We start from the raw sequence: 20,223 nt of genomic DNA, 5'->3' as shown, positions 1-20,223 counted from the left end.
CCCTGTGCTCGTGGCGCAGGGTTTTCGCCGGCCGCCAGCGGTTTGCCACGGTCCGTTCACATGATCGTCATCAGCCCGCACCACGCTGCACGAGGTCGGTCAAGGAGGCGCGGATGCGTTGGCTCACGTCGCTCGGCATAGCGATGCTCGTCCTGTCCACTGGAGTGCTCCCGGCGTCGGCGTCGGCGTCCGCCTCCCCGGACGGTACGCTGACGGTCGCCCCGGCGACGGTGCGCAGCGGTGAGCCGATCAAGGCGTCCTACACCACGCCCCGCCCCCACGCGACCAACTGGCTCGGCCTCTACACCGACCCTGGCGACGGCCCGGTGGACGAGAAGTTCGTGGGTCCGTCGTTGCGTTGGACCTATATCGCCGGGGAGAACGGTGAGGCCACCCTACCGACCGACGGGCTGGAGCCTGGCAATTACGTCGTCTTCGCCCTGGCGCAGGACGGCTACCAGTGGCTCGCCTCGCCGGTGAAGGTGCGGATCGCGAGCAACGCACCGCTGCACTTCATCACCGACGCCTTCGACCTGCGCAACGCCCGCGCCCTCGCGCCGTACCAGGCGAAGGTCGGGGGTCTGGTACGCGGGGACACCGACGGGCTCACGTTCCGCAAGGTCAGCGGGCCGCGGTGGATCGCCGTGTCGGCCGACGGCGAGGTCACCGGGACGCCGCGCGTGCGCGACTCGGTGCGTCCGACGCCCCTGCGCGTCGAGGCCCGCAACGCGCGGGGCGAGACCGGCACGGCGACGGTCGGCATCGACGTACGGCGGCCGGGCCAGGACCTGGTGCCCGAGCTCAGGGCCATGAGCTTCAACCTGTGGCACAGCGGCAGCCAGGTCGACGGCGGCCGGGAGAAGGAGCTGCGGTTCCTGCTCAAGTCGGATGTGGACGTCGTGGGGCTCCAGGAGACTTCGGCCGCCTCCACCCGTGAGCTGGCCGAGGCGCTGGGCTGGGACTATCACCAGTCGGGCACCGACATCGGCGTGATCAGCCGGTACCCGATCATCGAACGCAAGGACCCAGTGGACAGCGGCCCGCTGTCGGTGGCGACGAAGGTCCGGGTACGGATCGGCGAGCGCCAGGACGTCGTGGTGTGGAACGTCCACCTCGGCTACAACCCGTACGGCCCGTACGACACCTGCTTCGGCAAGCTGACGCAGGATCAGCTGCTGGCAAACGAGGAACGCTCCGGCCGTACGCCCCAGATCAAGGCCGTGTTGCAGGAGATGCAGCCGGATCTGGACGCGGCGCGGCGCACGCCGGTGCTCCTGACGGGCGACTTCAACGCCCCGTCCCACCTGGACTGGACCAAGGCCACGAACCGGTGCGGTTACACCACGGTCCCGTGGCCGACCTCGGTGCTGCCCACGCAGGCGGGGCTGCGCGACTCCTACCGGGTCGCCCACCCGAACCCCGTGACCGCGCCCGGCATCACGTGGTCCCCGATCTATCCGGTGTTCACCGGGGGCTACGGGTACGACTCGCACAAGGGCGAACCCGAGCCGCAGGACCGGATCGACTTCGTCTACTACGCGGGCCCGCTGCGCGTGACCGGCTCCGAGGCGCTGGTCGAGGGCACGCCGACGGCCGTTCCCAACCATCGCGGCAACGACTGGACCTCGGACCACGCCGCCGTCCTGACCACGTTCCGCACGTCCCGCCGCTGACCCGGCCCGGGTCCCTGGGTCCGGGACCCGGAGCGGCGGCCGCGCTCCGGGTTTCGGACCAGCCGTAGGAGCGATGGAGCACCACGGGACGTGACCCTCGGAAGCGCGGAAGCGCGCTGGTTCGGGGCGGGCGCACGCGCAGCGGCTCGCGTACGGCGAGCGGGGGGCGGGGGTAGCGCCGGTCTCGATGTCGGTGACGGCCGGGCCGGTGGTGTGCGGCGGCGCGTGCGCGATGCGACTGGTCGGGCCCACCAGGGGGTGACCGTCAGCGGTCAGAAGTGCGGATCGAGTGCGCTGCCCCACGTGTAATTGCCGTCACCAGGTATCCGGAAATTGCAGCTGATTTTGTATGCCGCGCCGCCGGTCTTGTGGGTGAGATAGCTGTCTATCCGATACCACCCGTCCCAGGGTTGCCCAGGCCAGATCTGCGAGGTCCACGTATACGTCCCCTCGATGATGGGCCCGGTGTAGGTCTCGCACGGGGCACCGACATAGACCTCGGCAGGGGAATTGACGTAGGTGTACCAGCCGTAATCTCCCCTGTCTCCCGCCAGCCAGATATCTCGTCTCACGAGGTCCATCGGCATCGAGCCCAACGCCCATTCCGCCAGCCATTGAGTTCTTACGTTGTACGCCGTTTCGGCGGCGTATGCCGTACCCGTTGTGATCGGCAACGTCATCATGATGACCGCCGCCGTGACCAGATAAAGCTTCCTGAACGTGGCGCGCATGGAGCCTCTTTTCCTGGCGCGGAACCAAAGTAGTGGCTTCGGTACGGGGAGATGGTCGCCCGGCGGGCGAGAGAAATCCAGGGCGGCAACCGGGCATTCCACGGACATTGGCCGGGGCCCGGCTGACGGTCTCCGGGGTGGGCGCCGCGACCGGGTCGACCGCCCCGCCAGGGTGCCTCACGGCGGCTTCGGCCAGGACGCGATCGCACCTGCCGAGCCTGGGAGTTATGTTGTAAGCAAGTAATCATCTGGAGGGATGGATGGCCGATCCTCTCGACGCCTACTCCCAGGTCGTCTCCTCTGTCGCCGCCCAGCTCCTCCCGAAGGTCGCTGCCGTCCGCACAACGAGAGGCAGCGGATCGGCCGTCGTCCTCGATGAGAGCGACTTCCTCACCGGCCGGACCTTCACGTATGGCTCGCCGAGCTTCCTGCTGACCAACGCGCACGTGATCGGCTCCTCCCAGGCCGGCACCGTGGCCTTCGCCGACGGGAGCTCGGGGGACTTCACCGTGGTGGGCCGGGATCCGCTGTCGGATCTGGCGGTGATCAGGTCTCAGACGGCCATGCCTCCGCCGGCCACGCTCGGCGACAGCGACGAACTGGTCGTGGGACAGCTCGTCGTGGCCGTGGGCAATCCGCTGGGGCTGTCCGGGTCGGTGACGGCCGGGGTGGTGTCGGGGCTCGGGCGGTCGTTGCCAGCGCGCAGCGGGTCGGCCGTACGGCTCATCGAGGACGTGATCCAGACCGACGCCGCGCTCAACCCGGGGAACTCCGGCGGCGCGCTGGCCGACTCGCAGGCGCGGGTGGTCGGGATCAACACGGCGGTGGCCGGGGCGGGCGTGGGGCTCGCCGTCCCTATGAACGCCACGACCCGGTCCATCATCGCCGCGCTGATCAGGGACGGGCGGGTCCGACGGGCCTTCCTGGGGCTGGTGACCTCGCCCGCGCCGCTGCCGGAGCCGCTGCGGCGGCGGACCGGGCAGACGGGGGCGCTGCGCGTGGTGGAGGTGGTGCCGGGCTCTCCCGCCCACCGGGCCGGGCTGCTCGCCGGTGACCTGGTGCTGAGTGCGGGCCGCAGCCCGGTGGGGGACGCGCAGAGCCTGCAGCGGCTGATGTTCGCCGACGCCATCGGGCAGCCGTTACCGATCACCGTCTATCGGAACGGGGCGTTGGTCGATGTCATCGCGGAGCCGGTGGAACTCACCGGCTCCGGCGTCTGACCCGCCCCGCCCGGAGCCGGACCGCACGAGATCGCGGCCGCCCCAGGGCGGGGTTGGGCGTCCGGAGGCCGGGGTGTCCTAGAGCGGTGTTGGGCCGCCCGGGGCCGTTGACGGTGGCGGTCCGGCTGAGGCTGCTGCCGTTTCGTCCGCAGCCGGAGACGAGGCCGGAGCTGGAGCAGGGGCCGGACCGGAGGCGTTCGAGTCCTGGGTGTGTGGGTCCTGGGTGTGTGGGTCCTGGGTGTGTGGGTCCTCGGGGGTGGGGGGGCGTTGGGGGCGGACGTAGGTGCCGTTGCGGCGGGCCAGGAGTTCGGACAGCAGCGCGTCCCACTTCTCCCCCACCGCGTCCACGTCATACGTCCGCGCCGTCTCCAGCGCCCCCGCCGCCAGGTCCCGCCGCAGTTGCTCGTCCTCGATCACCCGGATGATCGAGGAGGCCAGGTTGGCATTGGTACGCGGCTTGACCAGCAGCCCGTCGGCCTCGTGAGTGATCATCTCCTTGGGCCCGTGCGGGCTGTTGAAGCTGACGATCGCCAGCCCCTTGCCCATCGCCTCCAGGATCGTCATCGGGAAGCCCTCGTGACGCGAGCTGAGCACGAAGATCGACGCCTTCTCCAGCTCGGCCCCCACGTCGGCCGTGGGCCCGGGCAGCTCGATCTTGTCCTGCAGCCCGGCCTCCACGATCTGCTGGGCGAGGTTCTCCTCCTGGGGCCCGGCGCCGAAGATGCGCAGCGTCCAGTCGGGGTGGGCGGCGGCGACCGTCTCCCAGGCGGTGATGAGCCGGTGGAAGCCCTTGATGCGGGTCATCCGGCCGACCGCGATGGCGACCTTGGCGTCCAGCTTGGAGACGCCGCCGGTCATCGGCGGGACGGCGTTGGGGATGCGGGTCAGCTTCTTCGGCTTCTTGGGCAGCGTCTCACGGTAGTCGCGCAGGTCGGCCTTGGTGAGCGTGACCAGGGCGTCCAGCCGGCGGTAGCGCCACTTGATGAGCTCCTGCATCGGCTCGGACTGGGTGCGGAGCGCCACGTGCTCCTGCCCGATCGTGATGACGCCGGGCAGTGCTAACTGGGCCACCGCCAGGTTGAGCCCGGGGCGGGTGGCCATCAGCACGCCGGTGTCGAGCGAGCGGATGTAGCGGGCGAGCTTGAGGTCGGTCCACAGGTTGAAGCGGTGGTAGGCCGACTCCTCCTTGGGGATGATCCGGCTCGGCATCTTCGACAACATCGCGCGCACCGGGTCGGCGCTGGGGTTGAGCCGGTCGTCGAGGAAGCGGAACTTCACCCGCGGGTCGATGGGGAAGAACGGTTCCTCGACCTCCTTCAGGATGCTCACGATCTCGACGTCGTGCTCCTTGGCCAGGTAGCTGGCCAGGTTGAACACGGTCCTGATCGTGCCGCCCATCCCGTACGCGTGCAGCAGCAGAATGCGGACCTGCCGCGTCGAAGGCGGGGGCGCGCTGCGTACTTTGCGTCGGTTGTACCCCCGATACAGCCGGACCACCGCCGACTTGCCCTTGCGTGCCAATGCGCGCACCTGACATATCCCCCTTTGTCCACCGGAAGAAGTCTCAACACACATGGCCGGTGACGAGGAATCTCGTCACCGGCCTATTGTCCCGCTTCAGTGGAGTGCACGTGTTCATCCCCTATGCGCTTTCCCCACCTATGATCCTTAGACGCCCGTAACCTCGCTAAGGTTGCATGCGCGGCCGATGCCGGAGATCGGGAGTATGCGGCGGATGTTCGGCCAGCAGGCCGAGCGCGGCGTCGATGGCCCGTTCGAGCTGGGTGTCCACGCCCCTGGCGAAATCCTGCGGAGTGATGTCGACCTCGATGTCGGGGTCGGTGCCGTAGTTCTCGACCTGCCAGCCGACGTCGTCGAAGGCGAAGGAGAACTCCGGCTGCGTCGTCACCGTGCCGTCGGCGAGCCGGTGGCGCGGCCAGATGCCGATGACGCCGCCCCAGGTGCGCTTGCCGACCAGCGGGCCCAGCTTCAGCAGCTTGAAGGTGTGGCTGAAGATGTCGCCGTCGGAGCCCGCCCACTCGTTCGTGATCGCCACCAGCGGCCCGCGCGGCGACTCCGGCGGGTACGGCTCCGGGTCGCCCCACCGCGGATAGTCGTAACCGAGCCGCCGCCTGGCCAGCTTCTCCAGCAGCAGCGCGGACACGTGTCCGCCGCCGTTGAAGCGTACGTCCACGATGAGCGCCTGCCGGTCGCACTCGGCCAGGAACCCCCGGTGGAACTCCCCGAACCCCTCGGGCCCCATGTCGGGCACGTGCAGGTAGCCCACCCGGCCGCCGGAGCGCTGGTGGCACTCGGCGCGGTTGAGGTTGACCCAGTCGCGGTAGCGGGCCGGCTGCTCGTCGGAGACGGCGCGCACGGTGACGGTGAACACCCGCTCCTCCCGCCGCAGCGTCAGCTCGACCTCCTCGCCGGCCTGGTTGACCAGTCGCTCGTTCGGGGTCGCGGCCTCCCCGATGGGCGCGCCGTTGATGGCCAGGACCGCGTCGCCCTTGCGTACGTCGACGCCGAGCCGGTTCAGCGGCGAGGTCGCCGCCGGGTCCCACGGGTCACCGGTCACGATGGAGCCGAGGTGGTAGACGCCGTCGCGGTAGTCCCAGTCGACGCCCAGCTTGCCCTGGGTGTAGTCGGGCCCCGGGCGGTATTCGCCGCCGCTCTCGAAGGCGTGGCTCGTGGCGAGCTCGCCGTGCAGCTCCCACAGCAGGTCGGAGAACTCACCCCGGGTCGTGACCCGCTCCACCAGCGGCCGGTAACGGTCGTAGACGGCCGCCCAGTCGACGCCCGCCATGTCCTCGCTCCAGAAGTTCTCCAGTTGCAGCCGCCACGCCTCCCGGAACATCTGCCGCCACTCCGCCTCAGGGCAGACCGAGACCTTGATCCGCGACAGGTCGATCCACCCGCTCTCGCGCCCCGGCGCCTCCTCGTCCTCGGGCGCCTCGCCCGCCTTGACCACCCGCAGCCTGGAGTCGGCGCGGTAGAGCAGCGTCTTGTGGTCGCGGCCCAGCTCGAAGTCGGTGACGCCGTCGGCGAAGTGCTCCTTCTTGCCCTTGGCGAAGTCGAACAGGTGCAGCGAGCTCTCGCCTTCGAGCGGGCTGGTCAGGATCAGCGCCTTGCCCTTGAGCCCGGCCACCTTCTCGTAGCGGCCCTCGGGCAGCGGGAACTGGGTGACTCGCCGGGTCAGCCCGTCGACGTCGACGCGCAGCGGCTCCGGCTCGTCGTCGTCCTCGCCGTCCCCGTCCCCGTCCTTCGCGTCCAGGGGACGTTGGACGGGCATGAACGGGTCGGGCGCGTCCGCCTGCAGCGCCACCGCGTACGGGCGCGTCCCCAGCGGGAAGCCCAGGTCGAACTGGAGCTGGTCGTAGACCGGCGAGAACGTGCGCTGGCCGATGAAGTAGAGGTAGCGGCCCTGCGGGTCGAACGCCGGCATCGAGTCCTGCAGCACCGGCTCCGTGGCCTGCAGCGTCCGCCCGGTCTCGGGGTGGTGCAGCTTGATCGCGCTGGACTGCGCGTCGAGCGGGCTCGCGTACGCCAGCCACCGCCCGTCGTGCGACCAGGCCGGGTCCTCGGGCGAGCCGTGCGGGTTGGCCTCCACCAGCTCCGCCCGCCCGGCGGCCAGGTCGAGCACGTGCAGCTCGTAGCGGTGGTTGACGACGGCCACCCGGTCGTGGACCGGGTCGGGGACGAGCGCCGTGATCCGCCCCAGCCGGGCCACCTCCGTGCCGCCGCCGCCCTCGTGGCCTTCGAGGACGACCAGCCGCTCCTCGTCGCCCTCGTCGCTGGCCGCCGCGATCAGCCGGGTGCCGTCGTTGAGCCAGGTCAGGAACCGGTAGCGGACGCCGTCGGGCGAGCCGTGCTGGGTCACCGGGCCCTCCCAGTCGGCCATCGCGTACGCCTTGCCGCGCGCCGTGACGGCCAGCGCGCTGCCGTCGGGGCTGAGCGTGGCGCTGTCGAGGTATTCGGCGGGGTCGACGAACCTGCGGTTGCGCTGCGTCCTGGAGCTGGCAAGCTGCACGTCCAGCCGGTGGGCCGGCTCGCCGAGGTCGAGCAGGTGGAGGTCGGCGCCCGCGTGGTAGACCAGCCGGTGCCCGTCGCCCGACAGGTTGCGCGCGTAGTAGTCGTCGTGGTGGGTGTGCTTGCGCAGGTCCTGGCCGTCGGGGGTGCACGAGTAGACGTTGCCGACGCCCTCGTGGTCGGAGATGAAACACACCCGGCCGCCGCTCCAGCAGGGCGAGGCCAGGTTTCCCGGCAACCGGATCAGCCGCCGGAACTCGCCGTCGCCCCGCGGGTCGATCCACAGGTCGCCGACCGTGCCGCCGCGGTAGCGCTTCCACCGCGCCGGGTCGGCGGTGTTGCGCCCGAGCACGATCATGCCTTCTGGCCCGTACGCGATCGAGTTCGCCGGGCCGTACGGGAGCCGCTCGGGGACCCCGCCGGGCGCGACGCGGTGCAGCCATTTGCGGCCCTCGAACGGCTGGGCGGCGTCGCTGGCGTACAGGATGCGCCCTTCGGGGTCCCAGCCGGTGACCGTGCAGCGCGCGCCGTGGAAGGTGAGCCGGCGGGCGGCGCCACCGTCGGAGGGCATGACGTACACCTCTTCCGGGCCCTCCTCGCGCCCGACGAAGGCGAGCTGGTCGCCGCGCGGTGAGATGCGCGGATAGCCCGCCTCGGCGAGCCCCGCGGTCAGCCGGAAGGCCCGCCCGCCCTGGGCGGAGACCATCCACAGGTCGTCCTCGGCCGCGAAGACGACCACGTCCTGGAAGACAGCGGGAAAACGCAGGTAGCCGGACATGTGCGCCACTCCTGGTAGAGCCGACAGCCGAGGGCCCGCGGCCCCCGGCTGTCAGATCACATCACCCGGGTCAGACATTTCGCCACTGCTGCCCGGCGATCTCGGCCGGCGCCCGGCCGTCCCGCCCGGGCAGCCGGAACCACGCCTGCCCCGTCCGGGTCACTCCTCTTCGGAGGTCGACTTCCTGGTCTCCCTCTTCGTCTCCTTGGCCTGCCTGCTGGTCTTGATGGCCTGCTTCTTCGACTTACCGGACTTGGCGGCGGGTTTCTTCTTCGTGTCTGCCATGGGAATCCCCCCTGTACGGACATGGCACCTTGAATGGTGCACTGTGCCACTTAATACCCATCTTCCACAGAAACCCGACATAACACCTATCTTGTGGGCCGGTCGCCGGCCGGGGCGGACCACCAGACGCCCTCCCCGTGGGACAGCCCCGGCAGCCGCCGCTCGAACTCGTGCACCGCCGCCGCCGGGATCTCGCCCTCCAGCACCCAGGTGTCATCGCGCCTGCCGGTGTCGTGCAGCTCGCCGCCCAGCGCCGCCAGCCTGGCGGTGACCGCGCTGAACGCCTCCAGCGGCACCTCCAGCTCGAACCGGTGGCACGGCTCGTACACGGTGGTGCCCGCCAGGCGCAGCGCCCGCATGAGCACGATCGGGGTGCGACCGCGAAAGTCGGCCGCGACCGTGACCGGCGCGACGTAGCCGGTCCGGGTCACCGTGACGAGCACGTCGGTGACCGGCCAGCCGTGCGGGCCCTCGCCCAGGGCCAGGCGCACGCTCTCCTCGATGGCCCGGTGGTAGGACAGCGGCAGCGAGCCGAGGTCGACCTCCAGCCGGTAGCCGACGCCGGAGCCCCTCGGGCCCGGCTCGACGCGCAGGCCCACGGTCGCCGTGAACTCGTTGCGGCCCTGGCGCTGGATCTCCTCGACGACCTCCGCGGTGCCCGACGGGCGCTCGAAGTAGACGGGCCGGCTCGGCTCGAACAGCGCCTCGACGCCGAAGTCCCTGGCCAGGGTCTCGCCGATGACCTCTTTCTGCACCTCGCCGTACAGCAGCACCGAGGTCTCGCCGCCGGCCAGGGTGCGGGTGCCGATCAGCGGATCCTGCTCGGCCAGCGCGAGCAGCGCGGCGTGCAGGCGCGGCTCGTGGCCGGGGACGCGGGGCTGCACCACGGTCTCCAGGCTGGGCGGGGTGAAGTGGGCCCGGTGAGCGGGCCCTGGCTCGCCCAGGTGGTCGCCGACGCGGATCTCGGGCACGCCCCAGACCTTGACGATGTCCCCGGCCACCGCCTGCCGCCGCCCGGGCGAGCCCGCGACGGCCAGCGCGGTGAGCCTGCCGTCGTAGCTCTGCCGGCCCCGGTGGAAGGTCAGGTGCTCGCGCGCCCGCAGCGCGCCCGCGCGTACCCGCAGGTAGGCCACCTTCTCCCCGGAAGGCGCGCGCTCGATCGCGAACACCGCCGCCCGCGCCGCCTCCTCCGGCTCCCCGTCCGGCTCCCCGTCCGGCTGGGTCACGGCGGGCAGCAGGTGGACGGCGTCGAGCAGCTCGCCGACGCCCTGCCCGGTCAGCGCCGAGCCGAACAGCACCGGACTGGCCTGCCCGGCGGCGCACTGCCGGGCCAGCGCCGCGCGTACCTGCCCGAAGTCGGGCGTCTTGCCCTCGACGAGCAGCTCCAGCAGCCCGTCGTCGCGCTCGGCCAGCACCTCGGCCGCCTCCTCCGGCGAGGCGACGGCGGCGGTGGCGGCCGCCCTGGAGCCGAGGTGCCGCACGGTGTTCAGGGCGACGCTGTACGGCGAGAGCCGCCGCCGGATGTCGGCCAGCAGCTCCCGCTCCCTGGCGCCGGCCCGATCGATCTTGTTGACGAAGATCAGCGTGGGCAGGCGCAGCTTGCGCAGGGTCTTCATCAGGACCCGGGTGTGCGGCTGCACGCCCTCGACGGCCGACAGCACCAGCACGGCGCCGTCGAGCACGCCGAGCGCGCGCTCCACCTCGGCCACGAAGTCGGCGTGGCCGGGCGTGTCGACCAGGTTGACCCGCAGGTCGCCCAGGCTGAAGGAGGCCACGGCCGTGCGGATGGTGATGCCGCGACGGCGCTCGATCTCGCCGGTGTCGGTCTGGGTGCTGCCCGCGTCCACGCTGCCGAGCCGGTCGATGACCCCGGTCTCGAACAGCAGCCGCTCAGTGAGGCTGGTCTTGCCCGCATCCACGTGCGCGAGGATGCCGATGTTCAGGATGTGCACGGTGATGGAAGTCCTCGGGAACTCTCGTGCCAATAGGGCTCTGGGAGATTCCGAGGCGCCGCATCTGCTGCTCCTGATCGTCGGCGGACGGTTGCCGGGCCATCCTGCCATCGCCGGCGGGCCGCCGGCCAACCATTTACAGGGCTTGAGCCAGGGCCGCGCCGCAGAAGGCCGCGCCCAGCCCGGCCACCACACCGGCGCCCGCGTTGGCCACCGCGTGGAAGCGGGCGCCCTCCTCGACCAGCCGCACCGTCTCGTACCCGAACGTCGAGTACGTGGTCAGCGCCCCGCAGAACCCGGTGCCGGCCAGCGCCATCACCCCGCCGCCGACGGGCAGCCCGACCAGGAAGCCCAGCAGCGCCGACCCGGCCACGTTCACCGCCAGCGTCCCCCACGGGAACACCGTGTCGTGCCGCGCCTGCACGGCCCGGTCGGCGAGATACCGCAGCGGCGCGCCGACCGCCGCCCCCAGGACGATCAGCAATAACGTCATCGCACGCCCGCCAGCATCCTGACGACCCGCCTGGTCAGCCACATGCCCGCCACCACGGCCGCCAGCGCCGTCACCAGCGTGGCCGCCAGGTAGGCCAGCCCCGTCAGCGGCGCCCCCGCCGTCACCGCCCGCTGGATGTCCACCACGTACGTGGAGAACGTCGTGTACCCGCCCAGCACCCCCACGCCCAGGAACGGCCGCACGAGCCGGTGGGCAGGCCGCGCCTCCGCGATCACCACCATGAGCACGCCGATCAGCAGGCACCCGGACACGTTGACGAGGAACGTCGCCCAGGGGAAGTCCCCCGGCCCGGACGGCATCGCCGACTGCAGGCCATGCCTCGCCAGCGCGCCCAGCGCGCCGCCGGCCGCGATCGCGCCGAGCACGGGCCAGTGCAGCTCGGCGCGCTGCGCCGGGATGTGGAGATCGACGTCCGGGTCGATCGGACGATCAGTCACATAACCCTCCCCGTGTCAAAACACCGGATGCCGGGAATTTCTCTAGACAACCTTTGATGTTCGGAGGCCTGCTTGAGCACGAAGGACGCCATCGCCCTTCTAGCGGGAGCCATCATCGTCGTTTCCTTCGTCGGCGGCGCCAAGACCTCTCCGGCCACCGCCACCAGCCCCCTGGGCAACGCCAGCGGGACCAGGCCCGGCCTGGCACCCATCATCTCGGACACCGACAGGGCCAGGGCACGCGCCCTCGTCAAACGGGTACGCGTCAAGGGCCTCGGCCCCAACACCGGCTACGAGCGCACCCGGTACGGCGGCAACTGGGCCGACACCGCGACCGGGGTGCCGTACGCGCGCAACGGCTGCCGCACCCGCGACGACCTGCTGGCCCGCGACGGCCGGAACGTGAAGTACCGGTCGGGCTCCAGCTGCGAGGTCGTCTCCATGGAGCTGACCGACCCCTACACCGGCAGGACCATCCACTGGCACAAGGACAACCCGGACGCGGTGCAGGTCGACCACGTGGTGCCGCTGAACTACGCCTGGCGCATGGGCGCGCCGCGCTGGCGGATGTCCAAGCGGCTCGACTTCGCCAACGACCCGCTGAACCTGCTGCCCGTGGCCGGCCCCGCCAACGAGCAGAAGGACGCCTCCGGCCCGGCGAGCTGGTTACCGCCGCAGCGGCGCATCCGCTGCGCGTACGTCACCCGCTTCGCGCAGGTCGCGCTCAAGTACGGCGTGCCCGTCACCGCGGCCGACAAGAAGATGATGCTGGCCCAGTGCCGGTGACGTGCGGGCTAGCGCGGGTCGTCCCAGGTGAAGCCGTGCTCGAACGTCTGCTGCGCCAGGATCCGCTGCCCCTCCATGTTCGGGTGGAAGTAGTCCCACTTGCTGACCTGGTCGAGCGTGAACGGGAACGAGAACACCGCGCCCCCGTCGCTGTGGCAGCCTGACCCGAACGCGGCGCACGCCTTGGCCGCCGCGCGGTTGTAGGCCATGACCCGCGCCCGCACCCGCTCGCGGCGGTCGGCGTCGGCGCGCTTGGTCGAGGTGGGGTTGGCGAGCATGCTCTGGCAGATGCGACCGGCCGTCCAGAACGTGCGGGCGAGCGGCTGGGTCTTGCCCACGTGCCACAGCCGCCGCAGGTCGGGGATGCTGGCGACGAACACGCGGGCCTGCGGCATCCCGGCCCGCAGCTCGGCCAGCGCCGCGTCGATCCGGCTCCGGTACGTGTCGACGGGCGTCATGTCCTGCTCGGTGCGCACGCACGCGTCCTGCGCGCCGACCAGGATCGTCACGTAGTCGGCCTTGGCGGCGACGGCCTTGCGCACCTGGGCGAGCAGGTCGGCGCTGGTGGCCCCGGGGGCGGCGAAGGTGAGGTTGTGCTTCTGGAGCGTTCCCGACATGGCCGACAGGCGCAGGTAGTGGCTGCTCACTCCGCGGTTGTCGCCGGAGGACCACGAGCGCGCGGGGCAGGAGACGTACCAGCCGCAGGCGTTGAAGCCGGTGGAGATCGAGTCGCCGAGCGCGGCCATGATCTCGGGGACGGGCTGGGCCGCGGCGGCCTGGGCCGGACCCGTGGCGGAGACGAGGAGCATTGCGGCGAGGACTGAGCCCAGGCGACCGATCATGAGCCCAAGGTAGGAAGCGGATCAGCGGCACACCATGATGTCCGGCAAGGTCTGTGATTTCCGGACCGACTTCATATCGCCGCTTGACAGCCCGGCCCTGATGAGGATGGGGTAAATGCAGCTCAACGTCTGGTTTTATCCGGGTTCGTTGACCGTAACCTCGCATTCACGGGGGTCTGAGTCGAACGTGTTCAGTTCCCGCATAGAGTGTCTTGGGTGAGTGTCGCGCTCGGAACAACCCGCCCGCTACCGGTTCGCACCACCCCTGTCGGCGACCCGGGTGACCTGCTGGCATCTCTGCCCAGGACGGCACCCTACGCCTGGGTGCGCAACGGCGAGGGCCTCGTCGGCTGGGGACAGGCCGCACGGGTGGCCGTGCCGCCGGGCCCGGGCAGGTTCGCGTGGGCCCGCCAGTGGCTGGCCGGCGTGTTCGGCGACGCCCACGTCGACGACGCCGTGCGCACCCCCGGCTCCGGCCCCGTCGCCTTCGGCAGCTTCACCTTCGACGAGGACGCCCACGGCTCCGTCCTCGTCGTCCCGCGCGCCGTGCTGGCCCGCCGCGACGGTCACGCCTGGCTCACCACGATCGGCGACGCCCCGCTGGAGACGTTCTCCCCCATCCGCGACCCCGGCCGCATCAGCTACGGCGACGGCAGCCTGAGCGCGCCCGAGTGGGAGCACGTCGTGGCCAGGGCCGCCAAGCGCATCCGCGAGGGCGAGCTGGAGAAGGTCGTGCTGGCGCGCGACCTGGTCGCCACCGCCGAGCGGCCCATCGACGTGCGCCTGCTGCTCACCCGGCTGGCCCGGCGCTATCCCGAGTGCTACACCTTCTCGGTCGCGGGGCTGGTGGGGGCCACGCCCGAGCTGCTGATCCGGCGTACGGGCCAGGAGATCGAGTCGCTCGTGCTGGCCGGCACCACCCCGCGCGGCATCGGCCCGGCCGACGACATCGCCCGCGGGGCCGCGCTGTTCGCCTCGCCGAAGGACCGGCACGAGCACGAGTGCGCCATCGCCTCGGTGCGCCAGACGCTGGCCCCGCTCTGCGCCTCGCTGGAGACGCCGGACGAGCCCGAGCTGCTGGTGCTGCCCAACGTCCAGCACCTGGCCAGCCACGTCACCGGGCGGCTGGCCGACGGGGCCTCCGTCCTCGACGTGGTCGCCGCCATGCACCCGACGGCGGCCGTCGGCGGCACCCCGACCCCCACCGCGATCGAGGTCATCCGCGAGCTGGAGGGCATGGACCGGGCCGGCTACGCCGGGCCCGTCGGGTGGATCGACGCCCACGGCGACGGCGAGTGGGGCATCGCGCTGCGCTCGGGGCTCGTCCAGGGCCGCCGGGCCCGGCTGTTCGCGGGCGGCGGCATCATGGGCGACTCCGACCCGGTCGCCGAGCTGGCCGAGGCCCAGGCCAAGTTCCGGGTCATGCAGTACGCGCTGGAGGGCTGATCAGCCGGGGACGTGGATCTCCTCGCCCACGTCCACCCGCGCCCGCCCGGCCGTCAGCGTGGCCACCCAGTCCGCGAACGGCGCCACCTCGTCCTCGCCCACGGAGACGGCGAAGGTGACCTCGCCCGCGTACGTCACCTCGCGCACCGGGTGGCGGGAGGCCCGCAGGTCGTTCTCCACCCGCCCGGCCTGGTCGTGGGCCACCGCCACGCGTACGACCCTGGCCGGCACCATCCGCACCGGCTCGGCCCGGTCGAGGGTCTCGGTCACGGCGGAGCCGTAGGCGCGCACCAGCCCGCCCGCCCCCAGCAGGGTGCCGCCGAAATAGCGGGTCACCACCGCCACCACGTCGCTGAACCCCCTGCCCACCAGGGCCTGCACCATCGGCGTGCCCGCCGTGCCGCCCGGCTCGCCGTCGTCGTCGCCCTTCTGGACGCGCTGCCCGACGACGTAGGCGGTGCAGTTGTGGGTGGCGCCGGGGTGTTTCTGCCGCCGCTCGCCGATGAACGCGACGGCCTCCTCGACGCTACGCGCCGGCGCCAGCGCGCAGATGAACCGCGAGCGCTTCGCCTCCGTCTCGTGCTCGACGACGGAGGTAAGGGTCAGGTACGGCGCAGGCACATTCGACAGGTTATGCCCTTGCCGGGCGAACTCCGGAAGCTGCCATCTCGTCATTCCAGCAGGACCTACGGGAGGGTCTCATGGACACCGTGAACGACCTCATGCCCTTCGTCTCCTCCGCGATCGACGCCTACGGCGTGAGCGTGCTGGCCAAGACCCGCGAGCTGGCCGCCGACACGGCCGTGGCCCGTGGCACCCGCATCCTGCAGCGGGTCTTCGGCCGCGGTGACGCCGCGTCCAGACAGGTGATCGAGACGGTGGCGAACGCCAAGCCGGACGACGAGCCGAGCCGCGCCGCGTTGAAGCTGGCCATCATGGAGGCGTTCCTCGCCGACCCCCATCTGGCGCGCGAGGTCGTGGCGATGCTGCCCAGGATGACGGATGACATGATCGTCACAGGGGAGAACGCCCCCGTCCCCTGACGCGAAGGAGGACACCCCTTGCCCAGCGAAGGCGGGAGCAGGCTGCTGGCCGTCAGCGATCTGCACGTCGGCTACGAGGACAACCGGGCCATCGTCCAGGAGCTGAAACCGGCCGACCCCGGCGACTGGCTGCTGGTCGCGGGCGACGTCGGCGAGCGGCTGGAGGACATCGCCTGGGCGCTGGGCCTGCTGGCCTCGCGGTTCGACCGGGTCGTCTGGGTGCCGGGCAACCACGAGCTGTGGACCCCTCCGGGGGATCCGCAGGAGCTGCGCGGCGTGGCCCGCTACGACCACCTCGTCGCCATGTGCCGTGGCCTGGGCGTGCTGACGCCGGAGGACGCGTACCCGGTGTGGGAGGGAGCGGGCGGGCCGGTCCGGATCGTGCCGCTGTTCCTGCTCTACGACTACACGTTCCTGCCGGCGGGCCATCTCACGAAGGCGAGCGGGCTCGCGTACGCGCACAGCACCGGCGTGGTCTGCACCGACGAATACCTCCTGCACCCCGACCCGTACCCGAGCCGCGAGGCGTGGTGCCGGGCCCGGGTGAGCCTGACCAGGCAGCGGCTGGCCCTGCTGGACGACCTGCCGCTGGTCTTCGTGAACCACTATCCGCTGGTACGCGAGCCGACCGACGTCCTGCGCTACCCGGAGTTCGCCCAGTGGTGCGGCACGACCGCCACCAGGGACTGGCACACGCGCTACCCGACCGCCGCCATGATCTACGGCCACCTCCACATCCCCCGCGTCACCTGGTACGACGGCGTGCGCTTCGAGGAGGTCTCGCTCGGCTACCCCAGGGAGTGGCGCGCCCGGCCGGGCGGCCGCAAGCTCCTGCGCGACGTGCTCGTCACCTAGCAGGCGCCCGCAGTACGCCGGAAATCGCAAACACTTCTTCGCGAAGAAGTGTTTGCGAAGAAGTGTTTGCGGTTTAGGCTGCGAGCCATGACCCCATCCCCCGACAGCGTGGTCGTCCTCGACGCCAAGGGCCTGCGCGCGCTCGCCCACCCCCTGCGGGTTCAGCTCGTCGACCTGCTGCGCAAGCACGGCCCGTCCACCGCCACCCGCCTGGCCGAGCGCCTGGGGGTGAACTCCGGAACGGCCAGCTACCACCTGCGCAGGCTGGGCGCCGCCGGGTTCGTGGAGGAGGACGCCGAACGCGGCAACGCGCGCGAGCGCTGGTGGCGCTCGGTCCACCGGACAACCCGGCTCACCGACGACGACGGGCTGTCCGAGCGGGAGCCGGAGGCGGTGCTGGCGTACATGCAGTCCATCGCCGCCCTCTACAACCTGCGCACCCAGCAGGCGCTCAGCGAGCTGCAGACCATGCCGCAGCCGTGGCGCGGCGTGCTCGACCTCAGCGCCGTCCCGTTCCGCCTCACCCCGGAGGAGGCGGGGCGGCTGCGCGCGGACCTGACGGAGCTCTTCGCGCGCTACCGGCGCGACGGCGACGAGGCGCCGGCGGACGCCGTCCGCGTCTACCTGATGACCCAGGTCATCCCCGAACTGGACACCCCCGGGGAGCCGTGATGGAGCCGCGCGGGTCCTTACGGCCGATCGCCGGGGTGCTGACGGCCATCACCGTGTCGATGACCGGGACGCGGGTGTCGGCCATCGCGCTGCCCTGGTTCGTGCTGACGACCACCGGCAGCGCGGTGTGGACGGGGCTGGTGGCGTTCGCGGAGATGGCGCCGTACGTGCTGGTCAAGGCGCTGACGGGGCCGCTGGTGGACCGGGCGGGGCCGCGCCGGATCTCGTGGGTCGCCGACGTCGTGAGCGCCTCGGCCGCCGCCGCGATGGTCGGGCTGCACGCGCTCGGCCTGCTGCCCCTGGGCATGATCGTCGCGCTGGTCGCGGTGATCGGCGCGGCCCGCGGGCCGGGCGACCTGGCCAAGGAGATCATGGTCCCCGAGGCGGCCGAACGCGGGCGGGTGCCGCTGGAGCGGGCCACCGGGCTGATGGGCGTGACGGAACGGCTGGCCACGACCGTGGGGCCGGGGCTGGGCGGCGCGATGGTGGCGCTGCTCGGCCCGCTGTCCAGCGTGGGCGTCAGCGCCGCCCTGTTCGCGCTCGGATCGGCGGTCGTGGCCGTGGCGCTGCCCCGCGGCCTCGGGCACCGCGCCCCCGCGCACGACGAGGAGGAGGGATACTGGCGGCGGTTCGGCCAGGGCTTCGCGTTCCTGCGCGGCGAGCCGCTGCTGCTCGCGATGATCGTCATGGTCACCGCCACGAACCTGCTGGACGCGGCCTGGAGCCAGGTGCTCGCGCCCGTGTGGGCCAAGGAGTCCGGCCACGGGCCCGCCGTCCTGGGGCTGAGCGTCAGCGTCATAGGGCTGGCCGCCGTCGGGGGCAGCCTGGTGGCCACGGCGGTGGCGCACCGGATGCGGCGCAGGCCGGTGTTCTTCGTGGCGTTCCTGCTCGGCGGGCCGCCGAAGTTCCTCATCCTGGCCGTGGACACGCCGGTGTGGGCGCTGGTGGCCGCGTGCGTGGTGATCGGGTTCAGCGCCGGCTTCCTCAACCCGATCCTGAGCGCGATCTCGTACGAGCGCGTGCCCCGGCACCTCCTGGGCCGGGTGGGCGCCATGCAGGGCGCGGTGATGTGGTCCGGCATCCCGCTGGGCGGGCTGCTGGGCGGGGCGGCGGTGACGGCGGCCGGCCTGGCGCCGGTGCTGGTGGCGTGCGGGGTCGCCTACGCGCTCGTCACGACCCTGACCGGGCTGCGGCCCGAGTGGCAGGAGATGGACCGGCTGCGCGGCCAGGGCCCTCCCGCCGTACCAGCGCAAGAGGGAAGCGCTGGTACGGCTGGACGCTCCGGCGGGTGATCAGCGGGTGATCAGGCCCTGGGCCAGGTCGGCGGCCGTGGCCGCGTGGGAGCGGCCGTCGGCGGGGCCGTAGCCGCCGCCCCCGCCCGACTCGCAGCGCAGCACGTCCCCCGCCGTGACCGGCAGCGCGTTCACCTTGAGCATCTCGCGGGCGTCCGGGGTGCCCGGGTTGAGGGTGACGCGGGGCGGCGCGCCCGCCTCGCCGCCCGCCAGCCCCCAGGCCGGGGTGACCGAGCGTTCGAACCAGAGCGACAACGAGGTGTCCCCGCAGAACTCGTACTCGCGCACCACCCCGTTCCCGCCCCGCCACCGGCCGGCCCCGCCGGTGTCCGGGCGGATCTCGTAGCGGCGCACGCGGACCGGGAACAACGTCTCCAGCACCTCGATCGGCATGTCCCGCAGCGCGCCGTTGACGTTGTTGATCAGGCAGGTCTCGCCGTCGCCGCCGTCCCAGGCGCCCCAGCCGCCGACCGTGGCCTCCTGGGAGACGTACAGCTTGCCGGTGCGCGGGTCCGTGCCGGTGAACTGCACGATCATCGAGTCCCCGTACGAGGCCGCGGCCGACTTGTCCGGCAGCACCGGCGCCAGCGCCTTGACCACCAGGTCGATGAGCAGCCCCAGATGCGAGTAGTAGTACTGGCAGGCGGCGGGCGACTCGGCGGCCAGCATGGAGCCGGGCCGGGTCTCGACCGACAGCGGGCGGAACGAGCCGCCGTTCAGCGGCACGTCGCCCGAGACCAGCAGCTTGTAGCCGACGCGGACTGCGGCCACGGCCTGGGCCGCGCCGCAGTTGACCGGGCCGAGCGCCTGGTCGGCGCAGTCGGTCAGGTCCACGTGCATCGACTCGCCCGACACCGCGACCGTGACGTTGACGGGCAGCGGGGTGCCGAGGTCGATGCCGTCGTTGTCCAGGAAGCCGGACGCCTCGTACACGCCGTCGGGGATGGCCGCGATGGCCGCGCGCTCCATGCGCTCGGTCTGGGCGAAGATCTCGTCGCGGGCGGCCAGCACCGTGTCCAGGCCCCACCGGGACACGATCTCCTTCAGCCGCCGCCGCCCCGTCAGGGCGCAGCTCACCTGGGCGCGCAGGTCGCCGAGGGTGGCGTGCGGGAAGCGGACGTTGCGGGCGATCACCTCGTGCAGGTCGCGGCAGGGCGCGCCGCCCGCGTAGACCTTGACCGGGCCCATCCGCAGGCCCTCCTGGAAGATCGACGTGGAGTCCATGGAGCCGCCCGGGTCCTTGGAGCCGACGTCCAGCCAGTGCGCCCGCGACGCCGCGAACCCGGCCAGCTCCCCGTCCACGAAGATCGGCCCGTAGACGGTGACGTCGTTGAGGTGGGTGCCGCCGATGTAGGAGTCGTTGAGCACCCACACGTCGCCCTCCTGCCAGACCTCCCGCCCGTACAGGCGCTCGGTCTCGCGGGTGCACACCTCCAGGTTGCCCAGGAAGATCGGCAGCCCGGACGACTGGCCCAGCACGTTGTGGTCGCGGTCGAGCAGCGCGACCGCGCAGTCCTTGGCCTCGTAGATGACGGGGGTGTAGGAGCTGCGGATGAGGGTGGTGTTCATGTCCTCGGCCGCCTGCAGCAGCGCGCAGCGGATGATCTCCGTGGTGACGGGGTCGATAGCTGTTGGCTGAATCATCAGTGTTCTTCAGCTCTTCTCTAT

General features: G+C 71.7%; 18 protein-coding genes. 8 read left to right on the top strand and 10 right to left on the bottom strand.

The window, feature by feature from the left end; translation table 11 throughout:
- Positions 1–113 precede the first annotated feature (113 nt).
- On the top strand, positions 114–1,673 hold the full coding sequence (locus ABZS69_RS27730; protein ID WP_355377643.1) for an endonuclease/exonuclease/phosphatase family protein: 1,560 nt from the start codon (positions 114–116) through the stop codon (positions 1,671–1,673).
- Between the two features lie 272 nt (positions 1,674–1,945).
- Here ABZS69_RS27730 and ABZS69_RS27725 read toward each other — a convergent pair whose 3' ends face one another.
- Positions 1,946–2,404, bottom strand: coding sequence for a hypothetical protein (locus ABZS69_RS27725; RefSeq protein WP_355377641.1), 459 nt, complete (start codon positions 2,402–2,404; stop codon positions 1,946–1,948).
- A 260-nt stretch (positions 2,405–2,664) separates the two neighbouring features.
- On the opposite strand from ABZS69_RS27725, the gene ABZS69_RS27720 reads away from it, so the two are divergent.
- Positions 2,665–3,624, top strand: coding sequence for a trypsin-like peptidase domain-containing protein (locus ABZS69_RS27720; protein WP_355377639.1), 960 nt, complete (start codon positions 2,665–2,667; stop codon positions 3,622–3,624).
- Positions 3,625–3,702: 78 nt separating this feature from the next.
- Here the strand turns inward: ABZS69_RS27720 and ABZS69_RS27715 are convergent, their stop codons facing one another.
- The 6 genes from ABZS69_RS27715 to ABZS69_RS27690 all read right to left on the bottom strand — a co-directional run bounded on the left by ABZS69_RS27715 (position 3,703) and on the right by ABZS69_RS27690 (position 11,619).
- Positions 3,703–5,154, bottom strand: a complete 1,452-nt coding sequence (locus ABZS69_RS27715; RefSeq protein WP_355377638.1) for a glycosyltransferase family 4 protein — start codon at positions 5,152–5,154, stop codon at positions 3,703–3,705.
- Positions 5,155–5,311: 157 nt separating this feature from the next.
- A complete protein-coding gene (locus ABZS69_RS27710) occupies positions 5,312–8,431 on the bottom strand; it encodes a PDZ domain-containing protein (protein ID WP_355377636.1) in 3,120 nt (1,039 codons plus the stop codon).
- 159 nt (positions 8,432–8,590) lie between these two features.
- Positions 8,591–8,716 carry a hypothetical protein gene (locus tag ABZS69_RS27705; protein WP_355377634.1) on the bottom strand — a complete coding sequence of 42 codons (126 nt, stop codon included), beginning with the start codon at positions 8,714–8,716 and terminating at the stop codon, positions 8,591–8,593.
- 86 nt (positions 8,717–8,802) lie between these two features.
- Complete coding sequence (locus tag ABZS69_RS27700; protein WP_355377632.1) at positions 8,803–10,668, bottom strand: translation factor GTPase family protein; 1,866 nt, start codon at positions 10,666–10,668, stop codon at positions 8,803–8,805.
- Positions 10,669–10,804: 136 nt separating this feature from the next.
- The gene (crcB, locus tag ABZS69_RS27695; protein WP_355377630.1) at positions 10,805–11,161 is read right to left on the bottom strand and encodes a fluoride efflux transporter CrcB; all 357 of its coding nucleotides are present in this window, start codon (positions 11,159–11,161) and stop codon (positions 10,805–10,807) included.
- On the bottom strand, positions 11,158–11,619 hold the full coding sequence (locus ABZS69_RS27690; protein WP_355377628.1) for a CrcB family protein: 462 nt from the start codon (positions 11,617–11,619) through the stop codon (positions 11,158–11,160). The genes crcB and ABZS69_RS27690 overlap by 4 nt, the downstream gene beginning before the upstream one ends.
- A 72-nt stretch (positions 11,620–11,691) precedes the next feature.
- On the opposite strand from ABZS69_RS27690, the gene ABZS69_RS27685 reads away from it, so the two are divergent.
- A complete protein-coding gene (locus ABZS69_RS27685; protein WP_355377626.1) occupies positions 11,692–12,405 on the top strand; it encodes an HNH endonuclease family protein in 714 nt (237 codons plus the stop codon).
- Positions 12,406–12,413: 8 nt separating this feature from the next.
- Here the strand turns inward: ABZS69_RS27685 and ABZS69_RS27680 are convergent, their stop codons facing one another.
- Positions 12,414–13,247: a GDSL-type esterase/lipase family protein gene (locus tag ABZS69_RS27680; RefSeq protein ID WP_355377625.1), complete on the bottom strand. Its 834-nt coding sequence runs from the start codon at positions 13,245–13,247 to the stop codon at positions 12,414–12,416.
- A gap of 216 nt (positions 13,248–13,463) precedes the next feature.
- Here ABZS69_RS27680 and ABZS69_RS27675 point away from each other — a divergent pair, with 216 nt between their 5' ends.
- Positions 13,464–14,693, top strand: coding sequence for an isochorismate synthase (locus ABZS69_RS27675; protein WP_355377623.1), 1,230 nt, complete (start codon positions 13,464–13,466; stop codon positions 14,691–14,693).
- On the opposite strand, the gene ABZS69_RS27670 is transcribed toward ABZS69_RS27675, so the two are convergent.
- A complete protein-coding gene (locus ABZS69_RS27670) occupies positions 14,694–15,314 on the bottom strand; it encodes a YigZ family protein (RefSeq protein WP_355377622.1) in 621 nt (206 codons plus the stop codon).
- Between the two features lie 80 nt (positions 15,315–15,394).
- On the opposite strand from ABZS69_RS27670, the gene ABZS69_RS27665 reads away from it, so the two are divergent.
- The 4 genes from ABZS69_RS27665 (at position 15,395) to ABZS69_RS27650 (ending at position 18,555) form a co-directional block, all read left to right on the top strand.
- Complete coding sequence (locus ABZS69_RS27665; protein ID WP_355377621.1) at positions 15,395–15,736, top strand: hypothetical protein; 342 nt, start codon at positions 15,395–15,397, stop codon at positions 15,734–15,736.
- 18 nt (positions 15,737–15,754) lie between these two features.
- Positions 15,755–16,591 (top strand): metallophosphoesterase, encoded by an 837-nt coding sequence (locus ABZS69_RS27660; protein WP_355377618.1) that lies wholly within the window; start codon positions 15,755–15,757, stop codon positions 16,589–16,591.
- Positions 16,592–16,678: 87 nt separating this feature from the next.
- Positions 16,679–17,263, top strand: a complete 585-nt coding sequence (locus ABZS69_RS27655) for a winged helix-turn-helix domain-containing protein (protein WP_355377617.1) — start codon at positions 16,679–16,681, stop codon at positions 17,261–17,263.
- The gene (locus tag ABZS69_RS27650; RefSeq protein WP_355377616.1) at positions 17,263–18,555 is read left to right on the top strand and encodes an MFS transporter; all 1,293 of its coding nucleotides are present in this window, start codon (positions 17,263–17,265) and stop codon (positions 18,553–18,555) included. Before ABZS69_RS27655 ends, ABZS69_RS27650 begins: the two co-directional genes overlap by 1 nt.
- On the opposite strand, the gene ABZS69_RS27645 is transcribed toward ABZS69_RS27650, so the two are convergent.
- Positions 18,556–20,199: a hydantoinase B/oxoprolinase family protein gene (locus ABZS69_RS27645; protein WP_355377615.1), complete on the bottom strand. Its 1,644-nt coding sequence runs from the start codon at positions 20,197–20,199 to the stop codon at positions 18,556–18,558. It abuts the gene before it with no gap.
- Between the last annotated feature and the right edge of the window lie 24 nt (positions 20,200–20,223).

This window comes from Nonomuraea sp. NPDC005650 (assembly GCF_040605375.1).
Lineage (GTDB): Bacteria > Actinomycetota > Actinomycetes > Streptosporangiales > Streptosporangiaceae > Nonomuraea.
Note: the sequence above shows the minus strand (reverse complement) of the source record. Positions and strands in the feature narration are given on the sequence as shown.

What these genes read in the sequence shown, in the direction of transcription:
- ABZS69_RS27725 (WP_355377641.1), bottom strand. Translation starts at nt 2,404, where the DNA reads ATGCGCGCCACGTTCAGGAAGCTTTATCTGGTCACGGCGGCGGTCATC.
- ABZS69_RS27655 (WP_355377617.1), top strand. Translation starts at nt 16,679, where the DNA reads ATGACCCCATCCCCCGACAGCGTGGTCGTCCTCGACGCCAAGGGCCTG.
- ABZS69_RS27665 (WP_355377621.1), top strand. Translation starts at nt 15,395, where the DNA reads ATGGACACCGTGAACGACCTCATGCCCTTCGTCTCCTCCGCGATCGAC.
- ABZS69_RS27645 (WP_355377615.1), bottom strand. Translation starts at nt 20,199, where the DNA reads ATGATTCAGCCAACAGCTATCGACCCCGTCACCACGGAGATCATCCGC.
- ABZS69_RS27650 (WP_355377616.1), top strand. Translation starts at nt 17,263, where the DNA reads ATGGAGCCGCGCGGGTCCTTACGGCCGATCGCCGGGGTGCTGACGGCC.
- ABZS69_RS27705 (WP_355377634.1), bottom strand. Translation starts at nt 8,716, where the DNA reads ATGGCAGACACGAAGAAGAAACCCGCCGCCAAGTCCGGTAAGTCGAAG.
- ABZS69_RS27680 (WP_355377625.1), bottom strand. Translation starts at nt 13,247, where the DNA reads ATGATCGGTCGCCTGGGCTCAGTCCTCGCCGCAATGCTCCTCGTCTCC.
- crcB (WP_355377630.1), bottom strand. Translation starts at nt 11,161, where the DNA reads ATGACGTTATTGCTGATCGTCCTGGGGGCGGCGGTCGGCGCGCCGCTG.
- ABZS69_RS27730 (WP_355377643.1), top strand. Translation starts at nt 114, where the DNA reads ATGCGTTGGCTCACGTCGCTCGGCATAGCGATGCTCGTCCTGTCCACT.
- ABZS69_RS27710 (WP_355377636.1), bottom strand. Translation starts at nt 8,431, where the DNA reads ATGTCCGGCTACCTGCGTTTTCCCGCTGTCTTCCAGGACGTGGTCGTC.
- ABZS69_RS27720 (WP_355377639.1), top strand. Translation starts at nt 2,665, where the DNA reads ATGGCCGATCCTCTCGACGCCTACTCCCAGGTCGTCTCCTCTGTCGCC.